The organism is Nocardia veterana NBRC 100344 (assembly GCF_000308855.1).
GTDB classification, from domain to species: Bacteria; Actinomycetota; Actinomycetes; order Mycobacteriales; family Mycobacteriaceae; genus Nocardia; species Nocardia veterana.
Map to the genome: position 1 here is coordinate 1 of NZ_BAGM01000197.1, position 18,676 is coordinate 18,676.

General features: G+C 63.9%; 16 protein-coding genes. 8 read left to right on the top strand and 8 right to left on the bottom strand.

Annotation, left to right across the window (positions count from 1 at the left end; genetic code table 11):
* Nucleotides 1-307: 307 nt before the first annotated feature.
* On the bottom strand, nucleotides 308-751 hold the full coding sequence (locus tag ON37_RS27250; protein WP_040723557.1) for a PPOX class F420-dependent oxidoreductase: 444 nt from the start codon (nucleotides 749-751) through the stop codon (nucleotides 308-310).
* 202 nt (nucleotides 752-953) lie between these two features.
* Nucleotides 954-1,724, bottom strand: a complete 771-nt coding sequence (locus ON37_RS27255) for a fatty acid desaturase family protein (RefSeq protein ID WP_245553530.1) — start codon at nucleotides 1,722-1,724, stop codon at nucleotides 954-956.
* Between the two features lie 47 nt (nucleotides 1,725-1,771).
* On the opposite strand from ON37_RS27255, the gene ON37_RS34350 reads away from it, so the two are divergent.
* Complete coding sequence (locus ON37_RS34350) at nucleotides 1,772-2,011, top strand: hypothetical protein (RefSeq protein WP_245553532.1); 240 nt, start codon at nucleotides 1,772-1,774, stop codon at nucleotides 2,009-2,011.
* A 417-nt stretch (nucleotides 2,012-2,428) separates the two neighbouring features.
* Nucleotides 2,429-2,890, top strand: a complete 462-nt coding sequence (locus tag ON37_RS27260; protein WP_051032163.1) for a DUF488 domain-containing protein — start codon at nucleotides 2,429-2,431, stop codon at nucleotides 2,888-2,890.
* 9 nt (nucleotides 2,891-2,899) lie between these two features.
* On the opposite strand, the gene ON37_RS27265 is transcribed toward ON37_RS27260, so the two are convergent.
* The 3 genes from ON37_RS27265 to ON37_RS27280 form a co-directional block, all read right to left on the bottom strand.
* Nucleotides 2,900-3,742 carry a DUF8757 domain-containing protein gene (locus tag ON37_RS27265; protein ID WP_051032154.1) on the bottom strand — a complete coding sequence of 281 codons (843 nt, stop codon included), beginning with the start codon at nucleotides 3,740-3,742 and terminating at the stop codon, nucleotides 2,900-2,902.
* Between the two features lie 154 nt (nucleotides 3,743-3,896).
* A complete protein-coding gene (locus ON37_RS31255; protein WP_157171615.1) occupies nucleotides 3,897-4,712 on the bottom strand; it encodes a hypothetical protein in 816 nt (271 codons plus the stop codon).
* Nucleotides 4,713-5,492: 780 nt separating this feature from the next.
* Nucleotides 5,493-6,491, bottom strand: coding sequence for a DUF3048 domain-containing protein (locus ON37_RS27280; protein WP_306306514.1), 999 nt, complete (start codon nucleotides 6,489-6,491; stop codon nucleotides 5,493-5,495).
* An 81-nt stretch (nucleotides 6,492-6,572) separates the two neighbouring features.
* Between ON37_RS27280 and dapA the strand changes: the two genes are divergently transcribed.
* The 4 genes from dapA to ON37_RS27305 all read left to right on the top strand — a co-directional run bounded on the left by dapA (nucleotide 6,573) and on the right by ON37_RS27305 (nucleotide 14,251).
* A complete protein-coding gene (dapA, locus tag ON37_RS27285) occupies nucleotides 6,573-7,463 on the top strand; it encodes a 4-hydroxy-tetrahydrodipicolinate synthase (RefSeq protein WP_040723578.1) in 891 nt (296 codons plus the stop codon).
* 345 nt (nucleotides 7,464-7,808) lie between these two features.
* Nucleotides 7,809-9,806, top strand: a complete 1,998-nt coding sequence (locus tag ON37_RS33180) for a hypothetical protein (protein WP_157171616.1) — start codon at nucleotides 7,809-7,811, stop codon at nucleotides 9,804-9,806.
* 219 nt (nucleotides 9,807-10,025) lie between these two features.
* Entirely contained in the window at nucleotides 10,026-12,734 is a 2,709-nt protein-coding gene (locus ON37_RS27300) for a hypothetical protein (protein WP_040723564.1), read from the top strand.
* A complete protein-coding gene (locus tag ON37_RS27305) occupies nucleotides 12,731-14,251 on the top strand; it encodes an AAA family ATPase (RefSeq protein WP_040723565.1) in 1,521 nt (506 codons plus the stop codon). Before ON37_RS27300 ends, ON37_RS27305 begins: the two co-directional genes overlap by 4 nt.
* Before the next feature lie 8 nt (nucleotides 14,252-14,259).
* Here ON37_RS27305 and ON37_RS27310 read toward each other — a convergent pair whose 3' ends face one another.
* The gene (locus ON37_RS27310; RefSeq protein ID WP_040723566.1) at nucleotides 14,260-14,601 is read right to left on the bottom strand and encodes a hypothetical protein; all 342 of its coding nucleotides are present in this window, start codon (nucleotides 14,599-14,601) and stop codon (nucleotides 14,260-14,262) included.
* Nucleotides 14,602-14,760: 159 nt separating this feature from the next.
* Between ON37_RS27310 and ON37_RS33185 the strand changes: the two genes are divergently transcribed.
* Both ON37_RS33185 and ON37_RS27320 read left to right on the top strand, forming a co-directional pair.
* Nucleotides 14,761-14,934, top strand: coding sequence for a hypothetical protein (locus tag ON37_RS33185; RefSeq protein ID WP_157171617.1), 174 nt, complete (start codon nucleotides 14,761-14,763; stop codon nucleotides 14,932-14,934).
* 917 nt (nucleotides 14,935-15,851) lie between these two features.
* On the top strand, nucleotides 15,852-17,189 hold the full coding sequence (locus ON37_RS27320; RefSeq protein ID WP_210742685.1) for an NsdA family TPR-like regulatory protein: 1,338 nt from the start codon (nucleotides 15,852-15,854) through the stop codon (nucleotides 17,187-17,189).
* A gap of 244 nt (nucleotides 17,190-17,433) precedes the next feature.
* Here the strand turns inward: ON37_RS27320 and ON37_RS33190 are convergent, their stop codons facing one another.
* Complete coding sequence (locus ON37_RS33190) at nucleotides 17,434-17,853, bottom strand: hypothetical protein (protein ID WP_157171618.1); 420 nt, start codon at nucleotides 17,851-17,853, stop codon at nucleotides 17,434-17,436.
* A gap of 234 nt (nucleotides 17,854-18,087) precedes the next feature.
* Nucleotides 18,088-18,676: hypothetical protein (locus tag ON37_RS27330; protein WP_217999967.1), on the bottom strand; the 589-nt coding region annotated here is incomplete at its 5' end.

An 18,676-nucleotide genomic window follows, 5' to 3' on the forward strand; every position in this document is an offset into this window, starting at 1 on the left:
AAGATCTTAATGTCAAGGAAACTTGTCTTTTCCCGAGGCTGGGCGCTGAACCTCAGGTGCGGGCTGAGGTTCGGAAGCGATTCCCCCACGGACTTTGATCGTCGACCCGAGGAAGTCCGCAGCCAGAGCCCTACGCCGCTCTCCGCGGAGTCGCTGACCCACACCGCGTGCACGACGGTCATGGATTCGCGGGCGGCGGAGCCTATTTCATACCGCCGAGTCGGATGCGGACCGATCGTTTCACTGCTGCCACCAGCGTGCTGAGAACAATCGCGCCAACCGCCGCGCCTCTGCATCGCGCGGCGAATCAGCCGCCGTTGCTGTAGACCCGAGTCGGCTCGACCAGAACCACAGCTCGACGCTCCGACGCCATGACGCGGTCGTACTCGTCCCAGTCGTCGTGCTCCCCACCCGCTGCCGTGAACACCTCACGCAGCAGCCGGCGCAACCCGTCGGCGTCGAGCCACGGCCGAGGGTCGTCGGGGCCGGCGATCTCGGCGCGGCCTTCCACGGTCGCCCACGCCCAGCCCTGCCGGAAGGTGATGCTCACCTGAGGGCGGGCACGGAGATTGCCGAGCTTCACTTTGCCGTAGGTCGTGAACCCCAGCACATCGCGTCCCGTCGACGGATGAGTCAACCGCCCCACGTTGACCAGCGTGGACTGGATGGTCTGATCGGATCTGAGGGTCGAGACGACAGCAAGCCCCCGCTCGGCACGACCGAGTTCAACCGCCTGTTCCAGTGTGGTCATCTCGTCTCCCGTCGTCGGTTCGAGTCTCGGTCCCGTTGTGCGCCGGCCGCGATCGCAAGACGGCGTGTCTGCGCGGCGAGCCGACGGCCCTCACTCTCTCGGCAGGGCGGCGACCGCCAACACTCGACATGGCGAGAGACAGGCGGCACCCGCAAGGATCGTCCCCGGTGACCTGACGCTGCACTCGCCAACGCGCCATGGCCTACCGGGCGGCGGCCCGATCGGCGGACGAATCACCCTGTGCCACAGACGACTCGCCGGCACGAAGCGGCACGCCTACCTGGTGTAGGTGTCGCAACGCCTCCCGATAGGACGAGATCAACCCCGTCTCGTGGTACGGAACCCCGATTTCGGCACAGTAGTCGCGAACGATGACCTGCGCCCGGCGCAGATTCGGCGTCGGCATACTCGGAAACAGGTGATGCTCGATCTGGTAGTTGAGCCCGCCGAGAGCCACGTCGGTCAACGCTCCGCCACGCACATTGCGGGAGGTCAGCACCTGGCGCCGAAGGTAGTCCGGCCGCTCGTCACCGGTCAGCGTCGGCATGCCTTTGTGATTCGGGGCGAAAATGCAGCCCATATAGAGACCGAACAGTGCTTGATGGACAGCGAAGAACGCAAAAGCCTTGTCAGCGGGCAGAACTGCGAACAAGACTCCCAGATATCCTGCGAAGTGGACGAAGAGCAAAGCACCCTCCAATACCCGATGCTTCACCGCCCGATTGCGGAGCGCGCGCACACCGGCCACATGAAGATTCAGCCCCTCCAACATCAGCAGCGGAAAGAACAGGAAAGCCTGCGCTCGCCCGATCAGCCGCGGCAATCCGCGACTTGCCCGAGCCTGCCGCTGCGACCACACCAGAATGTCCGGCGCCACATCGGGATCCCGCTCCTCATGGTTCGGATTGGCGTGATGCCGAGTGTGCTTGTCCTGCCACCACCCGTACGCCAGTCCGATCCCGGCATTGCCCACAACCCGTCCGATGACCTCGGTCGGCCGCCGCAGCCGAAAACCTGACGGTGCGCGACATCGTGCATGACGAGCGCCACCTGAGCGAAAACCACCGCCATGAACGCCGCGACCAACAGCGTCCACCACGAATCACCGACAACGACGAACGCCGCCCATCCCGCAACGAACCCGATCCCGACGAGACTGAGCCGAATCGCGTAGTAGACCGGACGCCGATCCATCAGTCCCGCAGCCGAAATCCGGCGCAACAGACGGGCGTAATCACCGTCGGCACCCCGCCGCGATGACCGTGGAGATGACTCTGAAACCAAGGCCGATGTCGTCATGAGCCGAAGCTATCGGCGAAATTCTCGTTCCCTGTCACCCCTGGGTATGGGGTGGCGGCCACCCTGCGGGGTGATAACCCTATGCGGTCCAACCGAACTCCGCCGCAGGCGACCACCGACGCGGCGCCCCGGTCCGACAAGCAGCGGGAGCTGATACTCGGTTCGGCTGGCTAGGGGTCGCGGCCACAGCTCACCCGGCCCGCAGAGTGGCAGGAGAGCCGGGCAGCGCTCTGCCGGGTATGCCTTCGGCCCGGTGGGCGTCCGCGACCCAGTCGACGCCGCTCGGGTCAGGTGCCGACCGGACCGGCCGCCCGTCGCGTGTCCACGGAAAGCCGAGCCGACGGCTACGCTTCCATCACGACGTGCAAGTATGACCACGTGCCTGTAGCGAGCCCCGCCAGAACACGAAACCGCCTGTTCACCGTAGGTTACGAGGGACGGCGAGCGGACGAGCTCATCACGATCCTCGCCCAGGCCGGCGTCGCCACGGTCGTAGATGTGCGACTCACCCCCATCTCACGCAAGCCAGGGCTGTCGAAAACCAAATTGTCTGCGGCCCTGGCCGAGGCCGGTATCCGCTATGTGCATCTCAAGGAGCTCGGCAATCCCCGAGACAATCGCGACGGATTTCGCGTCGGCGACGCCGATGCGCGTGACCGGTATGCGCACGTGCTCGCCAGCCCAGAAGGTGCCGACGCACTACGCTCGGTCCGGACGCTCATGGCCCACGGCCCCGTCGCACTGCTTTGTTTCGAGCACGACCACACCACATGCCACCGCCAAATGGTCGCCGACGCTGTACGGAAGGGTGCCGCTGCCGGCCGAGTAATTCAACTGTGAGACAAGCAATTACATAATTGTCAGCTGCTCGGGCCCTGTACTGGAGCGTACCTTCGGATACCACGCACCCAGCACCTCGAACGATCTACGACGCAGCGCCTGGTTCCCGATGAAGAAGTAGAGGTCCCGCTCAGGGGCACAAATCTCCTGCTCCCATTTCTCTCTCAGCTTCTGCCGAGCTCCGGCACTTCCATACATCTGCTGCCATTTCCGTCCCGCCTGTCCGATCTCCCAGTCCAGGCACTGTTGCGAATGACCGCCACATTCCATGTCGGTGCAGCGGTAGCTGTAGATGACGCGGTACGGCATCGGCTCGAGCATCGGCGGCGCATCGTCGAACAGACTCGGCGCAGCCGCCGCTTGTACCTTCCGAAGTTGCTGCGGGGTCCAACCGTTGCCGCGCTTGACTGTCACAGCGTCGACGATCGGCTTGACCAAGCCCAGCGACGGCGCGGGCACGGCCATCGTTCCTTTCGGATTCGCGCGGATCAGTTCACACGTCGACGTCGCGCCGATCAGGGGTCCGATCAGTTTCCGTCGCTGTGTCCATCGCCCACCGCTCGTACCCACGTGACCGAGGACCTGCAGTGACTGCTGATCCGGTTGGTATGACTCGATTCGTGGATCGTGGCCGAGACGTTTCCGGACGTCGACCTCGACGATGTCGTACTTGTCGAACACAAGTTCCCGCCCCATCCCGCGAAACCTCATGGGATACAGGCGTATCCACGTCGGCGGCAGTCGGTCGATACGAACACCCGCGACACACACCGTCTCGCCGTACCGTTCCGACGGAGCGGGATAGGCCTTCACGGTGATCAGAATCCGAGCGCGCTCACTTCCTGGCAGCATCGAAAACCCCCTAATGACACCAGGATTCAAGTATGCACGGGCAACGACGTCGATGGTGGTATTCCTGTCGGCCCCAAATGTCACGATTCATTCCGCGGCCACACTCGTACGCGCCGTGCGGGTCGAAGAGTCAAGGCGCCCGTGCCATCGACTCTCAGTCACGTTGGATGGCGCGCCGAACAACCTGGCCCCTCGGCATCAGGTTGATTGTGTCGCCGTCCCAGCTCAGATCCGAGTCTTCGGCGATCTCGAACGCCTCGAAACGATCGTCAGCCAGAACCGCGTCGATCAGAGCCCGTGAGCCGGCGACGATCGTGGAGTCGAAGTCGATCTCGCTGGCCACGACCCAGGCATGGTCGGCGGGCCAGAGCAGCTGAGGCATCACTCCCGGGAAGTCCGTCGTCCACCCCAAGCCCGCCGAATGCACCCAGCCGGGGTCGGCGAGTTCGGACAGGCTGGTATCGAACAGCATGAAGTCACGCCCCGGCCATCGCAGGAAAGGCCCGGCCGCCACTGCCCGACGGACCTCCGGCCCGACAGAGGCTGCCAACTCGGTCTCGACGCGGGCCCGCTCACGCTCGAGCTCCTGCGAATCGCCGTCAGCAGACGAGACGAACACCGCCCCCGAGGATGTACCCAGCTCGCCGAATCCGTTCCAAATTCCGGCCGTCACCTGTTCCTGCGTCTCGCAGGCTGCGCGAAGGTGGACCGTGAGCGCGGCCAACAGGACCGGGTCGAACCATCCTTCGACCGACTGGCCGACTCGCCAGCCGTCATCGAACGACATCATCGCCTCGTCCTCACCGTGGGTCAGGTTGCGCCACTGCACCAGTGGATGCATGACCTTGCCGTTGCGCGCGGCGACCTCGGCCCACGGCCACACCGCCTCCGCCACGATCTCCGGAGTGCCCCACTCATCAACCACTGCCGCGTCACGGCGGGTCGCCTCGACCGGGTGCAGCAGCCGCACATAAGCGTCGAACCCGGTGCCGGCGACACAACCGACCCCGTCCCCGCCGACGCGTCCCAGCAGCCACGCACCACGCTCGATGTCTGTCGTGAACTTCACCCAACCAGCCTAGAACTCCACCGGAACGAGCCACCACCAGCGAGTTGTATGCACCGGTTCTGGATGAGGCCAGCGTGGCCGATTCGGCTAGCGCCGCTGGCCAAGAACTTCTAGCGCCATCACCCCGACCCCGCCACGATCGGTGACGTCAGAATTCACCGATCGGATCGGTCGGATCCGGCACTGAGCAACGATCGGATTCACCGATAAACGACGTCAGAATTCGCCAGCACAACCAGGATGTGCTGGGCCCCAACAGTATTGACACAGGCGGGTGGAGCGGACTCTGTCGGTTGCAACTGTGAAGGCTCCTCGGTCTCTGTGGGACACAGCCCTCCGCTTGGTCACCACGCCCGGCGATCGGAGACTTTCGTCGACTTACAATCCGCACGTCATCGTCGCGATCGGCGTGCCGCCGACCATGCTGGTCATGGCGGGTCCCACTTCCGGAACTGCGGGACGAACCAATGGTCACGCGGAACCCCTACCACTCACGGAATGTCCGCAGCCCTTCGACATGAGCGGGATGCGCGACATCGAATGCGGCGGACACGCGTTCATCGATCCCGCCGCAGTCCGTGAGCCGACGCGGCGTTGATGCCTTACCTACCTGTCCCGGCGGTCGGTACGCCGCTGACATCTCCGAACTCGGCCTCAACGGTCACACCGCGAGGACAGAGCTCACCAGAGCTGCTCCGGCACCAGAACCGTCCAAACCTGCCCCGACGCGAACGGGATGGTTGCACCAGTGGGCGTCGTATACGTTGTGCCCGTCTCCTCGGAGGGCCGGGACCACACAGCCGGAAACTCTCGACCGTCGCGAAGTACGCGTGCCTGGCCGCTACCGGTCGTCTGCGCCCGGGGTGAGATGCTGCCCGCGACGTCGCTGATGGCCGAGTTCTGCACCGGCACACTCTGCAGCACGACCGTACTTGCGGTGAGCCGTCCGGTATCCGCATCGGTGTAGGCAGCACCATCCATGGACACCACCCACCCGTGGTCGCCGAGCGACCAGTCGAAACCGATCACCGCGCCCGGATACCGCGCTTCCTCATGTTGCGCGGGCCGGCCGCCGGCAGGCGCGGGACCGAAGTGCAGTTGCGAAGCCGGCGGCCAGCCGCCCCCTGCGGGCAACTGATCAGGATGGACGAACATGTTGTGCGGCGCCTCGCGACTGTAGTCACGGAAGTACGCCGCGGGTTGCCGATCGGCCGAGGCGTTGTGGAGTGAGGAGCCGTCGATGGCGGGAACCAGTTCGGGTGCGGAACCAGAGGATGCCAACGTCGGGTTGCCGAACTGGTCCAACAGCGTCAGGTCCGTTTCCCGCGCGCTTCGGACAGGTCCGACCACCGGGGGTTTGTTGTTCGAGAAAACTGCGGCCAACCGGCTCAAACCGCCCTCGACCGGCTCGACGTACACCACATCGGCGGCTCCGAGCCCCACGGGCGGCCGCGCCTGCGGACTGTTGTCCACCTTCACGACCAGCACGGGAACCCCTACCCGGGAGGGTGCTTCCGAGCCGCCTACCGGGGAGGATGTGCCCGGTCCCCCTGCCCGGGAGGATGTGTCCGAGCCGGGTGCAGCATGCTCGGGCCGGGTGCCGCTGACGCACCCGATTACAGCGCACATTCCCAATGCCGTCAGGAACGCCGCGATCCACATCCACCGTCGCTGTCGCATGAGGCTAACCTCTAGCTACCAACGTACGCCGCGCTCGGCCAGTGCACAGGTCAGGTGCTGGGCGGAGGTAGTCTCACGATCATGGTGGACACCCCCTTCGGGCGAGTCATCACGGCGATGGTGACCCCTATGCACGACGACGGCTCGATCGACTACGACAGCCTGCAGAACCTCGCCGTATATCTCGCCGACCACGGCCACGACGGATTGCTGGTCAACGGGACCACGGGTGAGTCCGCCACCACCACCGACGAGGAGGACTACGCCTGCGTGCGGGCGGTGGTCGAGGCCGTGGGCGACCGCGTCCAGGTGATGGCCGGCTGCGGCACCAACGACACCGAGCATTCGACTCGCGCGGCGCGCGAGATGGTTGCCTGCGGCGCCGACGCTCTGCTCGTCGTCACGCCGTACTACAACAAGCCGCCGCAGGACTGCATCCTCGAACATTTCCGTCTGGTCGCCGAGGCCGGCGACGGTGTGCCCGTCATGCTCTACGACATCCCGGGCCGGACCGGGACGGCGCTGAGCACCGACACCATCCTCCGCGCCGCCGACATTCCCGCCGTGCGCGCCGTCAAGGACGCCAAGGGTGACTTCTTCGAGGCCAGTCGGATCATGGCGCAGACCGACCTGCTCTGGTATTCCGGCGACGACGTCGTCAACCTGCCACATTTAGCCCAGGGCGCGACCGGCATCGTGTCGGTGGTCGGCCATGTCGCGGGCGATCTCTATGCGGAGATGATCGCCGCCGTCGACCGCGGCGACCTGTCTCGGGCACGCGAAATCCACCGCCGCCTCATCCCCGCCGTCGGTGCGATCATGCACGTCTCCCAAGGCGCGATCCAGTCCAAGGCCGCGATGAAGATGCTCGGAGTCATCTCCTCCGACGCGCTGCGTATGCCGTACCGGCAGGGGCCTCCGGAGCATCAGGAACGCCTGCGTGCCGGACTCGAGGAATCCGGGTTGTTGTAGGCGGGCACGTGAACATCACTGTGCCGCAGGATCATTCGTCCTTCTGTTTCGACGGGCACTCTTCGTGTCATCTCGCCGGAGCGAGGGGCACGAGTCGGTGATATCGACCACCTCCATGTGACGTTTCGCTGCTTGCGCCGTGGATTCGCTGCCCGGGCCGCAGCAGTGTGCCAGCGTGCGAGACCCCGCACATCGCCGACAGCCTGGCCACGCCTGCAGTACATGTCCTGCTCGCCCGCGCCTCCACTCTTGCTACGTCATCCTTGGTTCCGCCGGTAATTTCAGCGTTCTCCGGGCACCACACCGGGTTTTCGGCGAAAGTTGTGTCTACGGTCCGAATCGACTATGGGACAGGTGATTCCGGTGGCCCCGACACCCCTCGCTCTCGCTACGAAATCGCGCCCGTCGGGTTCCACTGCCGATAGCCAGCCTTACCGGTCGTTCGCCCACTTCGACACGGATGGTTCGTCGCTGTCGATCATCACTCGGGAGTTCGAGGGGTGGCTGGAGCGGCAGAAGCGGTGGGTCGTCGATCTGAGTTCGACCGGGGCGCAGACCGATGGCGCTCGGTCCCTGACGACTGTCCGTCATTCGGTCGGAAGCGCAGACCTCCTCCGCTTCCGGCTCACCGAGGAGCAGCCGGGCACCGGCACATGGACAACAGAGTTCTCCGCTTACGCTCCAGTGCAAGGCGGGACCGGGTGGTTTCTTCTCGAAGTAGGAAACAGTCGCAGGAATTGGGTACAGGCCCCCCGCGTGGTCACGACCCTGGTCGATCTGTTGCCAGTGCGGCCGGATGAATCACTGCAGTTGACGCCCCAGCCGGCGCGAATAGGTATCCACAGTGTGGAAGATCTCGCTGCTCGTATCACCGATCCAGACCGCCACGGGTTGATCGTGGTGGCAGGCACCGATGAGCGGCTGGATTTCGATCGGTTCTACGAGAAGGTCGCTCTGTGGACCCAGCAGGTTGTCGGGCAAGCCGAAGTCGCCGTGCTCGACCCCCTCGCGACTGCTGAATTGCGCACTGCTATCGGCGACTCCCATGCTGTATTTCCTTGGACGATACGGACATTCATGCCGGGCGCCGATCCGGCCGAACCCGGAAACCATCGGCAGCACAGGTATCTCGGCCCAGGGCCGCTCGCTGATCTCTCGACGCACGCACTACAGCGGATACTCGGCCGCACTGCTCGCCGCAATGCGATGCAGCGCAGGCTGCCGCCGGATATTTTGAAGTATGTCCGGACTCTGAACCGAGTCGAAAACAATGAGGCTCTGACGAGCCTGCTTCCGACGCCGACGCCGGCCAAGCGCACAACTCCGCTCGAACCTCCTGCGCCACCCGAGGTTTCGGCCTCGCCCCCGACGGCTGCCCCCGAAACCCTCGCGCCGGTCGACGACGCTCGCCGCAATACCGGCATCGAAACGGCTACCGCCCCGCCTCGCACTCCGGAAGCACCACGGGACAAGGTCAACGAGGCTCCGACGCACGCACCGGACAGCGCCGCGCAGCAAGCGCTGCACCTCGTGATGGATGTGTTGGGTCTGTCGAGTATCAACCGGGCAGAGCTCGAAGCCATCAGACAGCGGGCCGAGCAGAGCGCAGATCGGGACGCCCTGCGTGAGGCCGCCGTGCAGCTGGTAAACCAGAAGCAGGAAGAGATCGATGAGCTCAGAGACGAGCTCGCCGAGCTTCACGAAGAAGTTCAGGCGTGGCAGCTCGAAGTGGCTGAGGCTCAGGACGAGCGACAGCGACTCTCGGATGAAACTCGGTGGCTACGTGGGAAACTCCGAGAGGTCAAGGCCTTCGAAGTAGCCAATTCGCTCACGCCCGATTCGGAAATCACCGAATACCCGAACGATTACCACGATCTGTTGAGACTTTTGCGGGACATCGAATGCGAAGGCATCGTGTTCACCGGAAATCCGGAGGAATGCCGATCCTTGGCAGACCACGATCCACTCTGCACATCTGCCCGCACCTGCTGGGAGGCGGTGCTCGCACTCCAGGGCTACATCCGTGCCCGCTCGGACGGTGCATGGTCCAGAGGGGTACATGAGTATCTGACGCAACCTCCCGATGGCTATCGGGCGATTTCGGCGAAAAAGCATGGGCGCAGAGAGACCGCGGTAACGATGCAGCAATGGGGTGAACAACGGCGCTTCCCGGTCCCGTTGGAGGTCTCACCCACAGGAAAAATCGAGATGGAAGCCCACTTCAAGATCGGCACAAACGGCACGATCAGTCCACGAATGCACTACCTCGACCGCTGGTCCCAAAACGGCAAGATCTACATCGGCTACATCGGCCGCCACTTGAAGAACACCAAGACGAACTGATGCGGTTGCACGGATCGGCGACATCGATCTGGCGTGCGCAGACGAGCAACCGTGCCTCATAGATCGAGCCGCGGCATTACTTTCGAACGAGCATTCCTCCGCCGCTGGACCGAAAGCCGGTGAGCGATCGGCGTGGTCGGCAAACGTCACCCTGTAACAGGGCTCGAACTCCCCGCGATCCAGCAGTGTTCCGCGGTGGGGTTCGAGTAGGGGTTTGATATGGGGAGCAAGTCGGTTGGCGGCGCGTCCAGTGCCGTCGCGGCATCCGCACACGCCGCATGCGCGCGGTTCCGGGGTACCGATCCCCTGGTGGTCGGGCGGACACGACGCAAGCTTGCTACCGATGTCGGCTTCGCCGACGACTCGGGCCGCATCCCCGAGGCACGATGGATGCGGGCGATGACCTTCGAGCGGTTGGTGCGCGACACCAAGTTCGTCAGCGAAATCGCCACCACCACTGTCGGGCGGCTGAAGTTGGACCGGCCCACAGCGGTCGTCACAGCGAATGCCCGTGTGCGACTGGACAAGACCGAGAAACTGCTCGACGATGCCCATTCGCGTGCGATCACCGAGGGCGCGGCGACCTTGATCCACGGCCTGGCGGTTCCGTTTCCCGGCTTCGAGGACGACCACGCCACCGACGTCAAGCCCGACTTCGCCGTGGTGGCCCCGGCGATCGGCGGAGATGGGAGCTGGCTGATCATCGGAGATGCCAAGGACTACGAACGCGTGCGCTCCCGGATTCAGGAGACCAAGCTTCTGAAAGGCTTCCTGCAAGTCGCACTCGGCGCTGAGGCAGCCGAGAGCTGGACGCGGCGGCCGCGGGAAATGTCGGTGCACACCCATGGCGTTCTGGCCGTGCCGCGCAACGCCTTTCTGCAGCCCGAGGCCCTCGTCGAACAGCTCGACGATCACCGGACCGAAGTACGAATGCGGGTCGCGGAGCGACGTCGTGAGGCCGAGCAGAAGCTCTACGACGATGCGGAAGACCTCACCCAGTACGTCTCCCACCTGCGAGCGACATTCGACCCCGCGACCTGCACAACATGCACACTCTTCTCGTACTGCCGCAACGAACTCCGCACGTCGGCCGATCCGGCCGACCTGCTGATCGAACTCGGAATCGGCGCGGATATCCGCCCGCATGTACTCGGCGTCCTCGACGGCACCGGTACTGGTGAAGCAGCTCCCGCATCCGTGGTGGCGAACGTGATCGCGACTCGGGACGGTGTCGCGCAGCCCACAGGCCAGCGTCGTGTCGATCCGGCGGGACTGCCGGGCACAGTCAACGTCGTGATCGCCAAGTCCGATACCGCCGCGCTCGGAATCCACGGCATCGCTCTGCAGCGCGTCACCGCCAACGGTCTGGAACCATGGCAGCTCACCACTTTCCATGATCCCCAGTCCTCACCGGAAACGCGTCGAGATGTGATGCGCCTCCTCGGTGGCGAACTGCGTAAGGCGATGACCGAGCAGCGCAGGTTGAACAGGAACGCGCCGAACTCCGTGCACATTGTAGTCCCGGATTCCGTCACAGCCGACATCCTGGCCTCGATCGCCGACAACCTCGCCGGCATCGAACTCAGCAGGCTGCGCTGGGAGCGGGATCGCGCGATGGGTCGCCCACCGCTGACCTTCAACGGCGAACCGGCGCAGATCCCGCCGAAGCTGACACAGACCGCGCGTACGGCGGTGTCGTTCCTGCTGGAAGAAGATCGCGCCCGGGCCCTGACGCTGCGATCACCGATCGTCGATGTCCGCGAAGCGTTGGCGCAGCACGTTGTCGCCGGCGGCCCCTCGGTCGCGTCCCGCCGCCTGGACTACCTGGTCGGGTGGGCCGAATCCATGAACCGCGACAAGCTGAATTCGCGGGAGTTCGAAGACGAGATCGAATCCTGCGAGCACACCCCCGGTGCGAGACTGACCAACCGGCGATCAGACGCCATCTACAGCGCTTTGGTCGGATCGAACCGGATGCCCGCCGACCTCGAGACCTATGACGCGCTCGTCACCGAGGAGCTTCGCTATAAATGCTCGATAATGGAGCGGGCGCTGAATGTCCTCGGCTCCGTGCCTGATTCGACATTGCGCGAAGTGCACCGCACCATCGAGAGCGACGCGCAGGAAGTGTGGCGCCGCAGGATCGAGTTGCATGCGTCGGATCTCGTGCGGTTCGGGCGCACCTACCGGCACTGGCGTAATTCGCTCGTTCCTGTCATCGAAGGCGACGACAGGTGCCGTAGCCAACTGGTCGCATTGGGCAACCCTCAGGCCGCGGCGGATCGCGCCGCAGCGGCCGGTGAGAGGTCGATCGCCAATGCGACTGTGGTGCAGGTGTATCCGATCGTTTTGGATATCCAATCGCGCAGAATCGGAGCCGATTCTCGAATCGTGTTGCTGCACATCAACGGCGATCCGTGTATCGAGCGGCCAGGCGTAGAGCTCACCATCCAGAAGGGCAGCTTCAAGTTCGCGGGGATGTCGATCGGTCCCCTGTCGAGTGTCGACGAGACGCCCGGCCGGTTCGAGTGGGCGCCCGCGAACGTGCCGGAGGTGTCGGTCGGCGACCGGCTCGTGATAGCCGACTTCGAGTGGTTCTCGTCCAATAAGAACAACAAATTCCTCAACGTCGCCCGCCCGACTGCCGACCACTACTCGGCTCCCAAGGCGACATGCGGACCCGATTCCTACGCCGAGGATCCCGATAACCACCGGTATTGCTGCCGGCCTCATGAGGATTCCGAAGCCGAATGGGCAGACCAGCTCGCCGAACGCCGTGCCCGCGGCGAACTCAACCCGCAAGCCTGGCCACCGGTGGTGGACGCGGACGCATTCGAGGTGACGCCCTCCGGCGCACCCTCCGCGGAGACGACCGCCGAGCCCGAGACCCCAGTGCCCGACGACATGACGATGGACGACCTCGAATGACGATCGAATTCACACCACCGCGCCGGCAACACACCGAGCGAACCCATCACGCGCAGGCCGCGGCGGGCAATGCAGCGGTCGCCGAGGAAGCCGTCGGAGTTCTGCGAGGTGCGCTGTCGGGCACGGCGCCCTTCGATCGCATATTGCTGAAAGCGGCTGCGGGAGCAGGTAAATCATTCGTCTTGGCACAGCTGGTAGCCGACGCCGTGACCCATCCTCAGTGTTCGCGCGTCGCGATCGTGGCCTTCACCAACAAACAGATCCACCCGCTGGCGAAATCGATCGGACGCACCCTCGGTAAAGACCGAGTGTGCCTGTTTGTCTCCAGGGACCGGCTGGCCGACGTCCCGCAGGACGCCGCCGCGCATGCGACCGTGGCCACGAGCACCACCGAGATACCGGCCGACTGCATGGTCGTCATCTCCACCTCGCACAAGCTCGGGGCGATGGGTGAGGCGAAGCGGATGCGGGAACACTTCGCCCCGTCCCAGCACGAGGGTTTCGTGTTCGACGTCCTGTTCGTCGACGAGGCGTGGCAACTTCCGCACCATCTGTTCGACAAGGTCGCGAAAGTCGCGCCGATCACGGTCGGAGTCGGCGATGTGGGACAGCTGCCGCCACTGGAGGTCGGCACGAATCCGTGGCGCGGGGATCCCGGATACAACCCGTACCGCGCATGGCCCACCGATTTCGTGACCGACGAGCGCACGTGGTCGAGGGAGCTTCCGGCCGTATGGCGACCGGCCGCCGGTCACCTCGACCTGTGGCGGGCGTTCTATCCCGAGTGGCGCGAGCTCAATTGCGTGGCTGCCCCGGGCGACCGGGCTCTCGTCATCGGCGATGGACTTCGCGCGCCGACCGCTCGGATCTGGGAGCAGGTCGGCACCGGCGTACCGACCTTGCTCGAGGTCGACGGCCTGGCGGACCCCGAGGCCGCCGATGTCGACCTGCCGCTGATGCGAACGGTCGAGGCGCTGCTCGATGAACTACTCGCAGTGGGATTTTCGCTCGAGCAGGCGGAGTACGACGACACCGGGACGCCGACCGGAAACACGAAGAGCGCACGGCCAGGCGGGCACAACGGTGATCCGCTGATCACCATCCTCGCGACCCGCAACCAGGCTGTCGACGACGCGACCGACGTCGTCGAGCGATTGCGCGCCAAGTACTCGCTGGACGACGGTGACCTGGTTGCCTCCACCGTCGACTCGTGGCAGGGGCAGACCAACGGCATCACAGTTGCGGTACACCCGTTGAATTCCGCCGTTGGCCTCGACGAATTCAACTCGGCGTTCGGCCGATTGGCCGTCACCTGCACTCGCGCGACTCATGGGCTACTGATGGTCACCCGGCCCGGACTCGATCAGCTCCTCGGCGAATCGCCCGCGCGCCCCGGAACACCATTCGGTGAGCCAGGTAACCGGCACTTGCCGAGGCAAACCCACCAACGCATCCTCGAAACCTTCGCCAGGGGCACACTCGTTGTTGGTGCGGACCGAGCCATAGCCGCGTTCTAACGTTGCCGTCACTGGTCGCCCCCGATCTCGGCCGGCAGTTCTCCGTCAGCCCATCGCGCATAGGTGTATTCGGGTTCGACGGTGATCACATCGACGACTTCCACCAGCTTCGCGGGGACTACACCGCCCTCGAAGTGGTCGACGCTGGGGACGAACACAGCCTCGACGCCGAGCCGTTCGGCAATGTTGCGGACCCGAAGCCCGACGTCGTCGACCTGGGTCGTGAAGGTGATGATCTTGCGCAGGTTGTAGCCGAGTCGCTTTGCCAGCGAACGGATCTGGGTCTCATCCCACGGTTGACGCACGCCGGAGACGTCCCGACGCAGGTAGCCGATGGCATCAATGCGCATGGTTCCTCGCTTTCGAATGCGTGGTTCAGGCTTGGCTCACATTGGCGGCCGACGCGACGACGTCCGGATTCGGCGCGTATCAGCCTGGTGATCAGAAGGGGGCGGATCGGATCAGTCTGGGAGACAACCCATACCCGCAAGATTTGGTCCGCTCCGGCAATGAGCCTGCAGCTCGAGGCTTCGGTGCACCGCGACGGCGGTGAGCTTCTCCTCGCCCAGACGCCACCAGCAGCCGACGCCGATCAGCGCGCCACTGACGACTACCAGCACGGCGAGGGTGAGCATAAATATCACGCTGGGAGTCGGCGGCTGAGTACCAGCACCTCGCCGTAGTCATCGATACTCATGCTCATCCGCAGCGGCAAAAGTCGATCGGTCATCCACAACGCGCGTCCCCGACCATGGGCAGCGTTCACCTGCATGGACCTGGTGAGAAACGATCCTTCCGTCGACCAGCGGAACGAGACCCGAGCACAGCCACGACGGGCATGCCACGCCAACCAATGCACCGGTCTCCGCTGAGAAGCTGCCGATTCCGCACTGCGACAACAGGATCCAGGGAACCTCGACACTACACACGGACGGTCACCTCGTCGTTCGAGGCTGCCACGGGCAACGCCGCGATAACGGCTTCCATCGAAGGGCGGAACATATCCCGCGGCTCTCTGATCCACCGGCACCGGCCAGTCTGATCATCCGTCGGCGACGGCAAGAGTATTTGGGCGCCTACCGGAGCGATCTGGCAATTCAACCGGTTGACGTCCACTGCCAGGCCGAGACTGGTGTCGAACCGATGCGGCCTAGTCAGGAGAGTCCACCTCCCCGAGTCATGCACGATGACCGGACCGGCCGCCCCGATGTTCCTCAACTGATCGAGAACTTCGCCCGCCACTCGTGCTGGAGCATTGAATGCCCCAACTTCGCCTGACCGCAACATGATTCGCGCAGGGTCACCATGAATTCGACAGGACAATCCGGCGACCGATCGGCAGTACCGGGCCCTCTCAGCGGTCTCTTCTGAACAAAATCGAATACCCCGGGACATTTGCCCTCCTCAGGCACATACAAAGGCACTGGGCGACACTGGGCGCGGGCTCGTAGAACTGCCACTGCCGGACCGGCCGCCACGACTTCGAACGCCCCAAGTCTGGCGGTAAAACTCTTTGCGACGTAAGTTCATCTGGGGTGGTGAACGGTGTTGAATCAGCGCAGTTCATGACACGGCGGGAGAACCGATGGAAGCTCGATGCATGCAGCTTTCCGATTGGCTTACTCGGTCCGGTTGGAGCCGTGGAGAACTCGCCCGCCGAGTACGCGCCCTGGCAGTCGAGCGGGGCGAACCGCATGTCCGGCCCGACGCCTCCAGCGTGCGCAGGTGGGTCGACGACGGACACACGCCGCGTGCACCGATCCCGGCGCTGCTGGCCGATCTGTTCTCCGCCCACTTCGGTTACCGCGTCACAACCTACGACCTCGGGCTCGCCGAAGCACCCACAGTTGACCGGGCCTTGGCGTATAACGCATCGTTGGAGGACACTGTGGAGGCTGTATCCGATTTGGGAAGGGCAGACGTGGACCGCAGAAAGTTCCTCATCAGCGCACCTTTTGCCGTCGCCGCCGCCGTGGGACCCTCTCGGGACTGGCTACTGAACACTCTCGATCAACTTCCCGGTGAACGACGTCGAGTCCGCCTCGAAGACGTCACCGCCGTGAAGAACATGTTCTCCCACTTCCAGGAAATGGACATCTTCCAGGGCGGCGGAAGCGGACGGCTCCTGCTCGCTGCCTATATGAACGAGCACGTCTATCCATTGCTGCGGCGGACCCACACCGCCGAGATCCATCGAACGCTGGCCGGCGCCGCCGCCGAACAGACCTACCTACTCGGCTGGATGGCGTTCGACAACGGAGAACACGGAGCAGCCCAGCGCTATCTCATCCAAGCTCTCCGCCTCGCCGAGGAATCCAACGATCCCGCACTCGGCGCGCACGTGCTCGCCGGCATGGCCGACCAGGCCACCCTGCTCGGTCACCCCGACGAAGGCCGCCGCCTCGCCCAAGCGGGGCGACAAGGCCTCGCCAAAGCTGACTCCCCCGCCTGCATGGCAGACCTGTGGACCCTCGAAGCCCGCGCACTCGCGGCCATGGGCGAGACACGCGAAACCGCGCACGCCATCAATGAGGCCGAGCGCGCCTTCGAAACAGTGGACCACGACAGAGAGCCGGAGTGGGCGCGCTTTATTGACACCGCATATATCTGTGGCGAGTGGGCCAACGCCTTCCGCGATCTCGGCCGGCCACGCGACGCCCAACCCCACGCGCGTCGCTCAATCGCGTACGCCCGCAACCAGAACCGAGCCAGGCGCGGCGCGTTGTCGCACGCAGCGCTCGCGGTCACTCACATCCAGCACCGCGACCTCGATGCCGCCTACGTCGCAGCCGTGCGAACCGTGGAGTTGTCAGGGAAGGTGAAGTCATCGCGATCCGTCGAGGCCGTGCGCGATGTTCAACGGCGAATGACGAGCTTCGGTGCGCACCCGCTGGTTTCAGACTTCAACGAACGAGCGCGGGCGCTTGTCGCTGTGTGAGACCAGGTGCCCTGCCTGGGGTCCCATGGGAAATGCAGCATCCGCGCAGCGATCCAAGCAAGTCGACCGAAGTGCTGCATCGTCATTGGGCATGTACGCATGACATTCGGATGCCCCGCTAGCAATCGGATATGATCGGCGCTTTTGCGATCTTCATATTTCGATACAATGTCAGGATAGCGCATCGCAATTCGCTGTTGTTCACTGCAAGTCACCGCCAAACGTTTACGGATCACAGAAGCAGTCACTGTCGGCGCGGAAACAGGCTATCGGCCGGAATCTCACGTTCCTTCATGTCGGCTTCAACATCCTCGACATATACTATCCCGACCAGTTCATGAAGTAACCGCAGCAGCATCACAGATCCGTGAATAAGAAGCACCAGGCCAAATTCGAACAACCACGGTGCAATTTCTTTTCTAGAGGTGATCTCAACAATGGCCGCCAGAATGCCGATCAATGTCGCCATGAAAGGTTCGGCGACAACTGCCATCCACGCGCGCTGCAATGCCTTGCCTGCACGAAATCTGAAGACCCGAATCCTACGAGCACCCGAGCCGATTGTGAATACTATTACGACGCCGGCAAAGCCAGCCACAATTGCTGCGGCCGAAGCTACGCCCAAATAGAGTGTCACGGCAGTCCCTACGTTGGCGTCCGCCACAAGATTCTTGTACGGATTCAAGGAGCGCCACGGGCACGCCAGCACTCCATGGACGGCTACCGCGAGCGCTAGCCAGAAGGCGACCCCGGCAGGATGGTCCGAGCACCAAGCACTGACGGTGGCGCATGCCCTTCGCACCCAGCCGAGCCGACGATTGCCGCCGCTACTTCTTCCGGTCGCCATTTGCCCCTCCCAAGCTCGCGTACCTTCGCTGAGCCCAGTAAGGAAGCTCAGCTACGAGAACTCCTTCCGGAACTTCTCGATAGCATCATTAATACCAGTGAGCACTGACATTTCTGAGGGCGGCTCGTCGCGTCTGATGTCGAATTTCTGGGTGGTAGTGAACTGCTCCTTCACCAGGTCATATGCCTGACGCTTGAAGCTGTCGCCGTCGGGAATCTCAAGACTGACCTGGGCGCTCTTTACGAACGATGAGCGCACCCACCGCGCCCCTTCCAGCAGCGTCATTTTTGTATCCTCATGCCCCGATCGGTGACTTAGCGTCCAACCCAATTCGATATCCGTCTCCGCCGACACCTGCTTAGCTGCGCGCGCTGCTTCGCCGATAAAGCCGCCGCCCGTTTCCGGAACCTGCGCACCAGGCTCGACCTTCACTCGAAGGATCGTCGCGCCATTGGCCTCGGCCAACCGTTCGGATACCCGCGAATTAATAACCGGAATCAGGTTGAGGATAGGAACAACAGCGTCCGATTCGAGCATCTTCGAAAACCACGACTCCAACGTCGCAACCCGAGGGGAAGCCACCGACATTGTCAATATTGCTACCTGGTTCGACGCGCCAAACGGAACAACATAAGATCTT

Excerpts from the sequence above, each read along its gene's own strand:
- ON37_RS27250 (WP_040723557.1), bottom strand. The coding sequence starts at position 751 with ATGACCACACTGGAACAGGCGGTTGAACTCGGTCGTGCCGAGCGGGGG.
- ON37_RS27265 (WP_051032154.1), bottom strand. The coding sequence starts at position 3,742 with ATGCTGCCAGGAAGTGAGCGCGCTCGGATTCTGATCACCGTGAAGGCC.
- ON37_RS27310 (WP_040723566.1), bottom strand. The coding sequence starts at position 14,601 with ATGCGCATTGATGCCATCGGCTACCTGCGTCGGGACGTCTCCGGCGTG.
- ON37_RS27320 (WP_210742685.1), top strand. The coding sequence starts at position 15,852 with ATGCAGCTTTCCGATTGGCTTACTCGGTCCGGTTGGAGCCGTGGAGAA.
- ON37_RS27300 (WP_040723564.1), top strand. The coding sequence starts at position 10,026 with ATGGGGAGCAAGTCGGTTGGCGGCGCGTCCAGTGCCGTCGCGGCATCC.
- dapA (WP_040723578.1), top strand. The coding sequence starts at position 6,573 with ATGGTGGACACCCCCTTCGGGCGAGTCATCACGGCGATGGTGACCCCT.
- ON37_RS27305 (WP_040723565.1), top strand. The coding sequence starts at position 12,731 with ATGACGATCGAATTCACACCACCGCGCCGGCAACACACCGAGCGAACC.
- ON37_RS27280 (WP_306306514.1), bottom strand. The coding sequence starts at position 6,491 with ATGCGACAGCGACGGTGGATGTGGATCGCGGCGTTCCTGACGGCATTG.
- ON37_RS33180 (WP_157171616.1), top strand. The coding sequence starts at position 7,809 with ATGGGACAGGTGATTCCGGTGGCCCCGACACCCCTCGCTCTCGCTACG.
- ON37_RS33185 (WP_157171617.1), top strand. The coding sequence starts at position 14,761 with ATGAGCCTGCAGCTCGAGGCTTCGGTGCACCGCGACGGCGGTGAGCTT.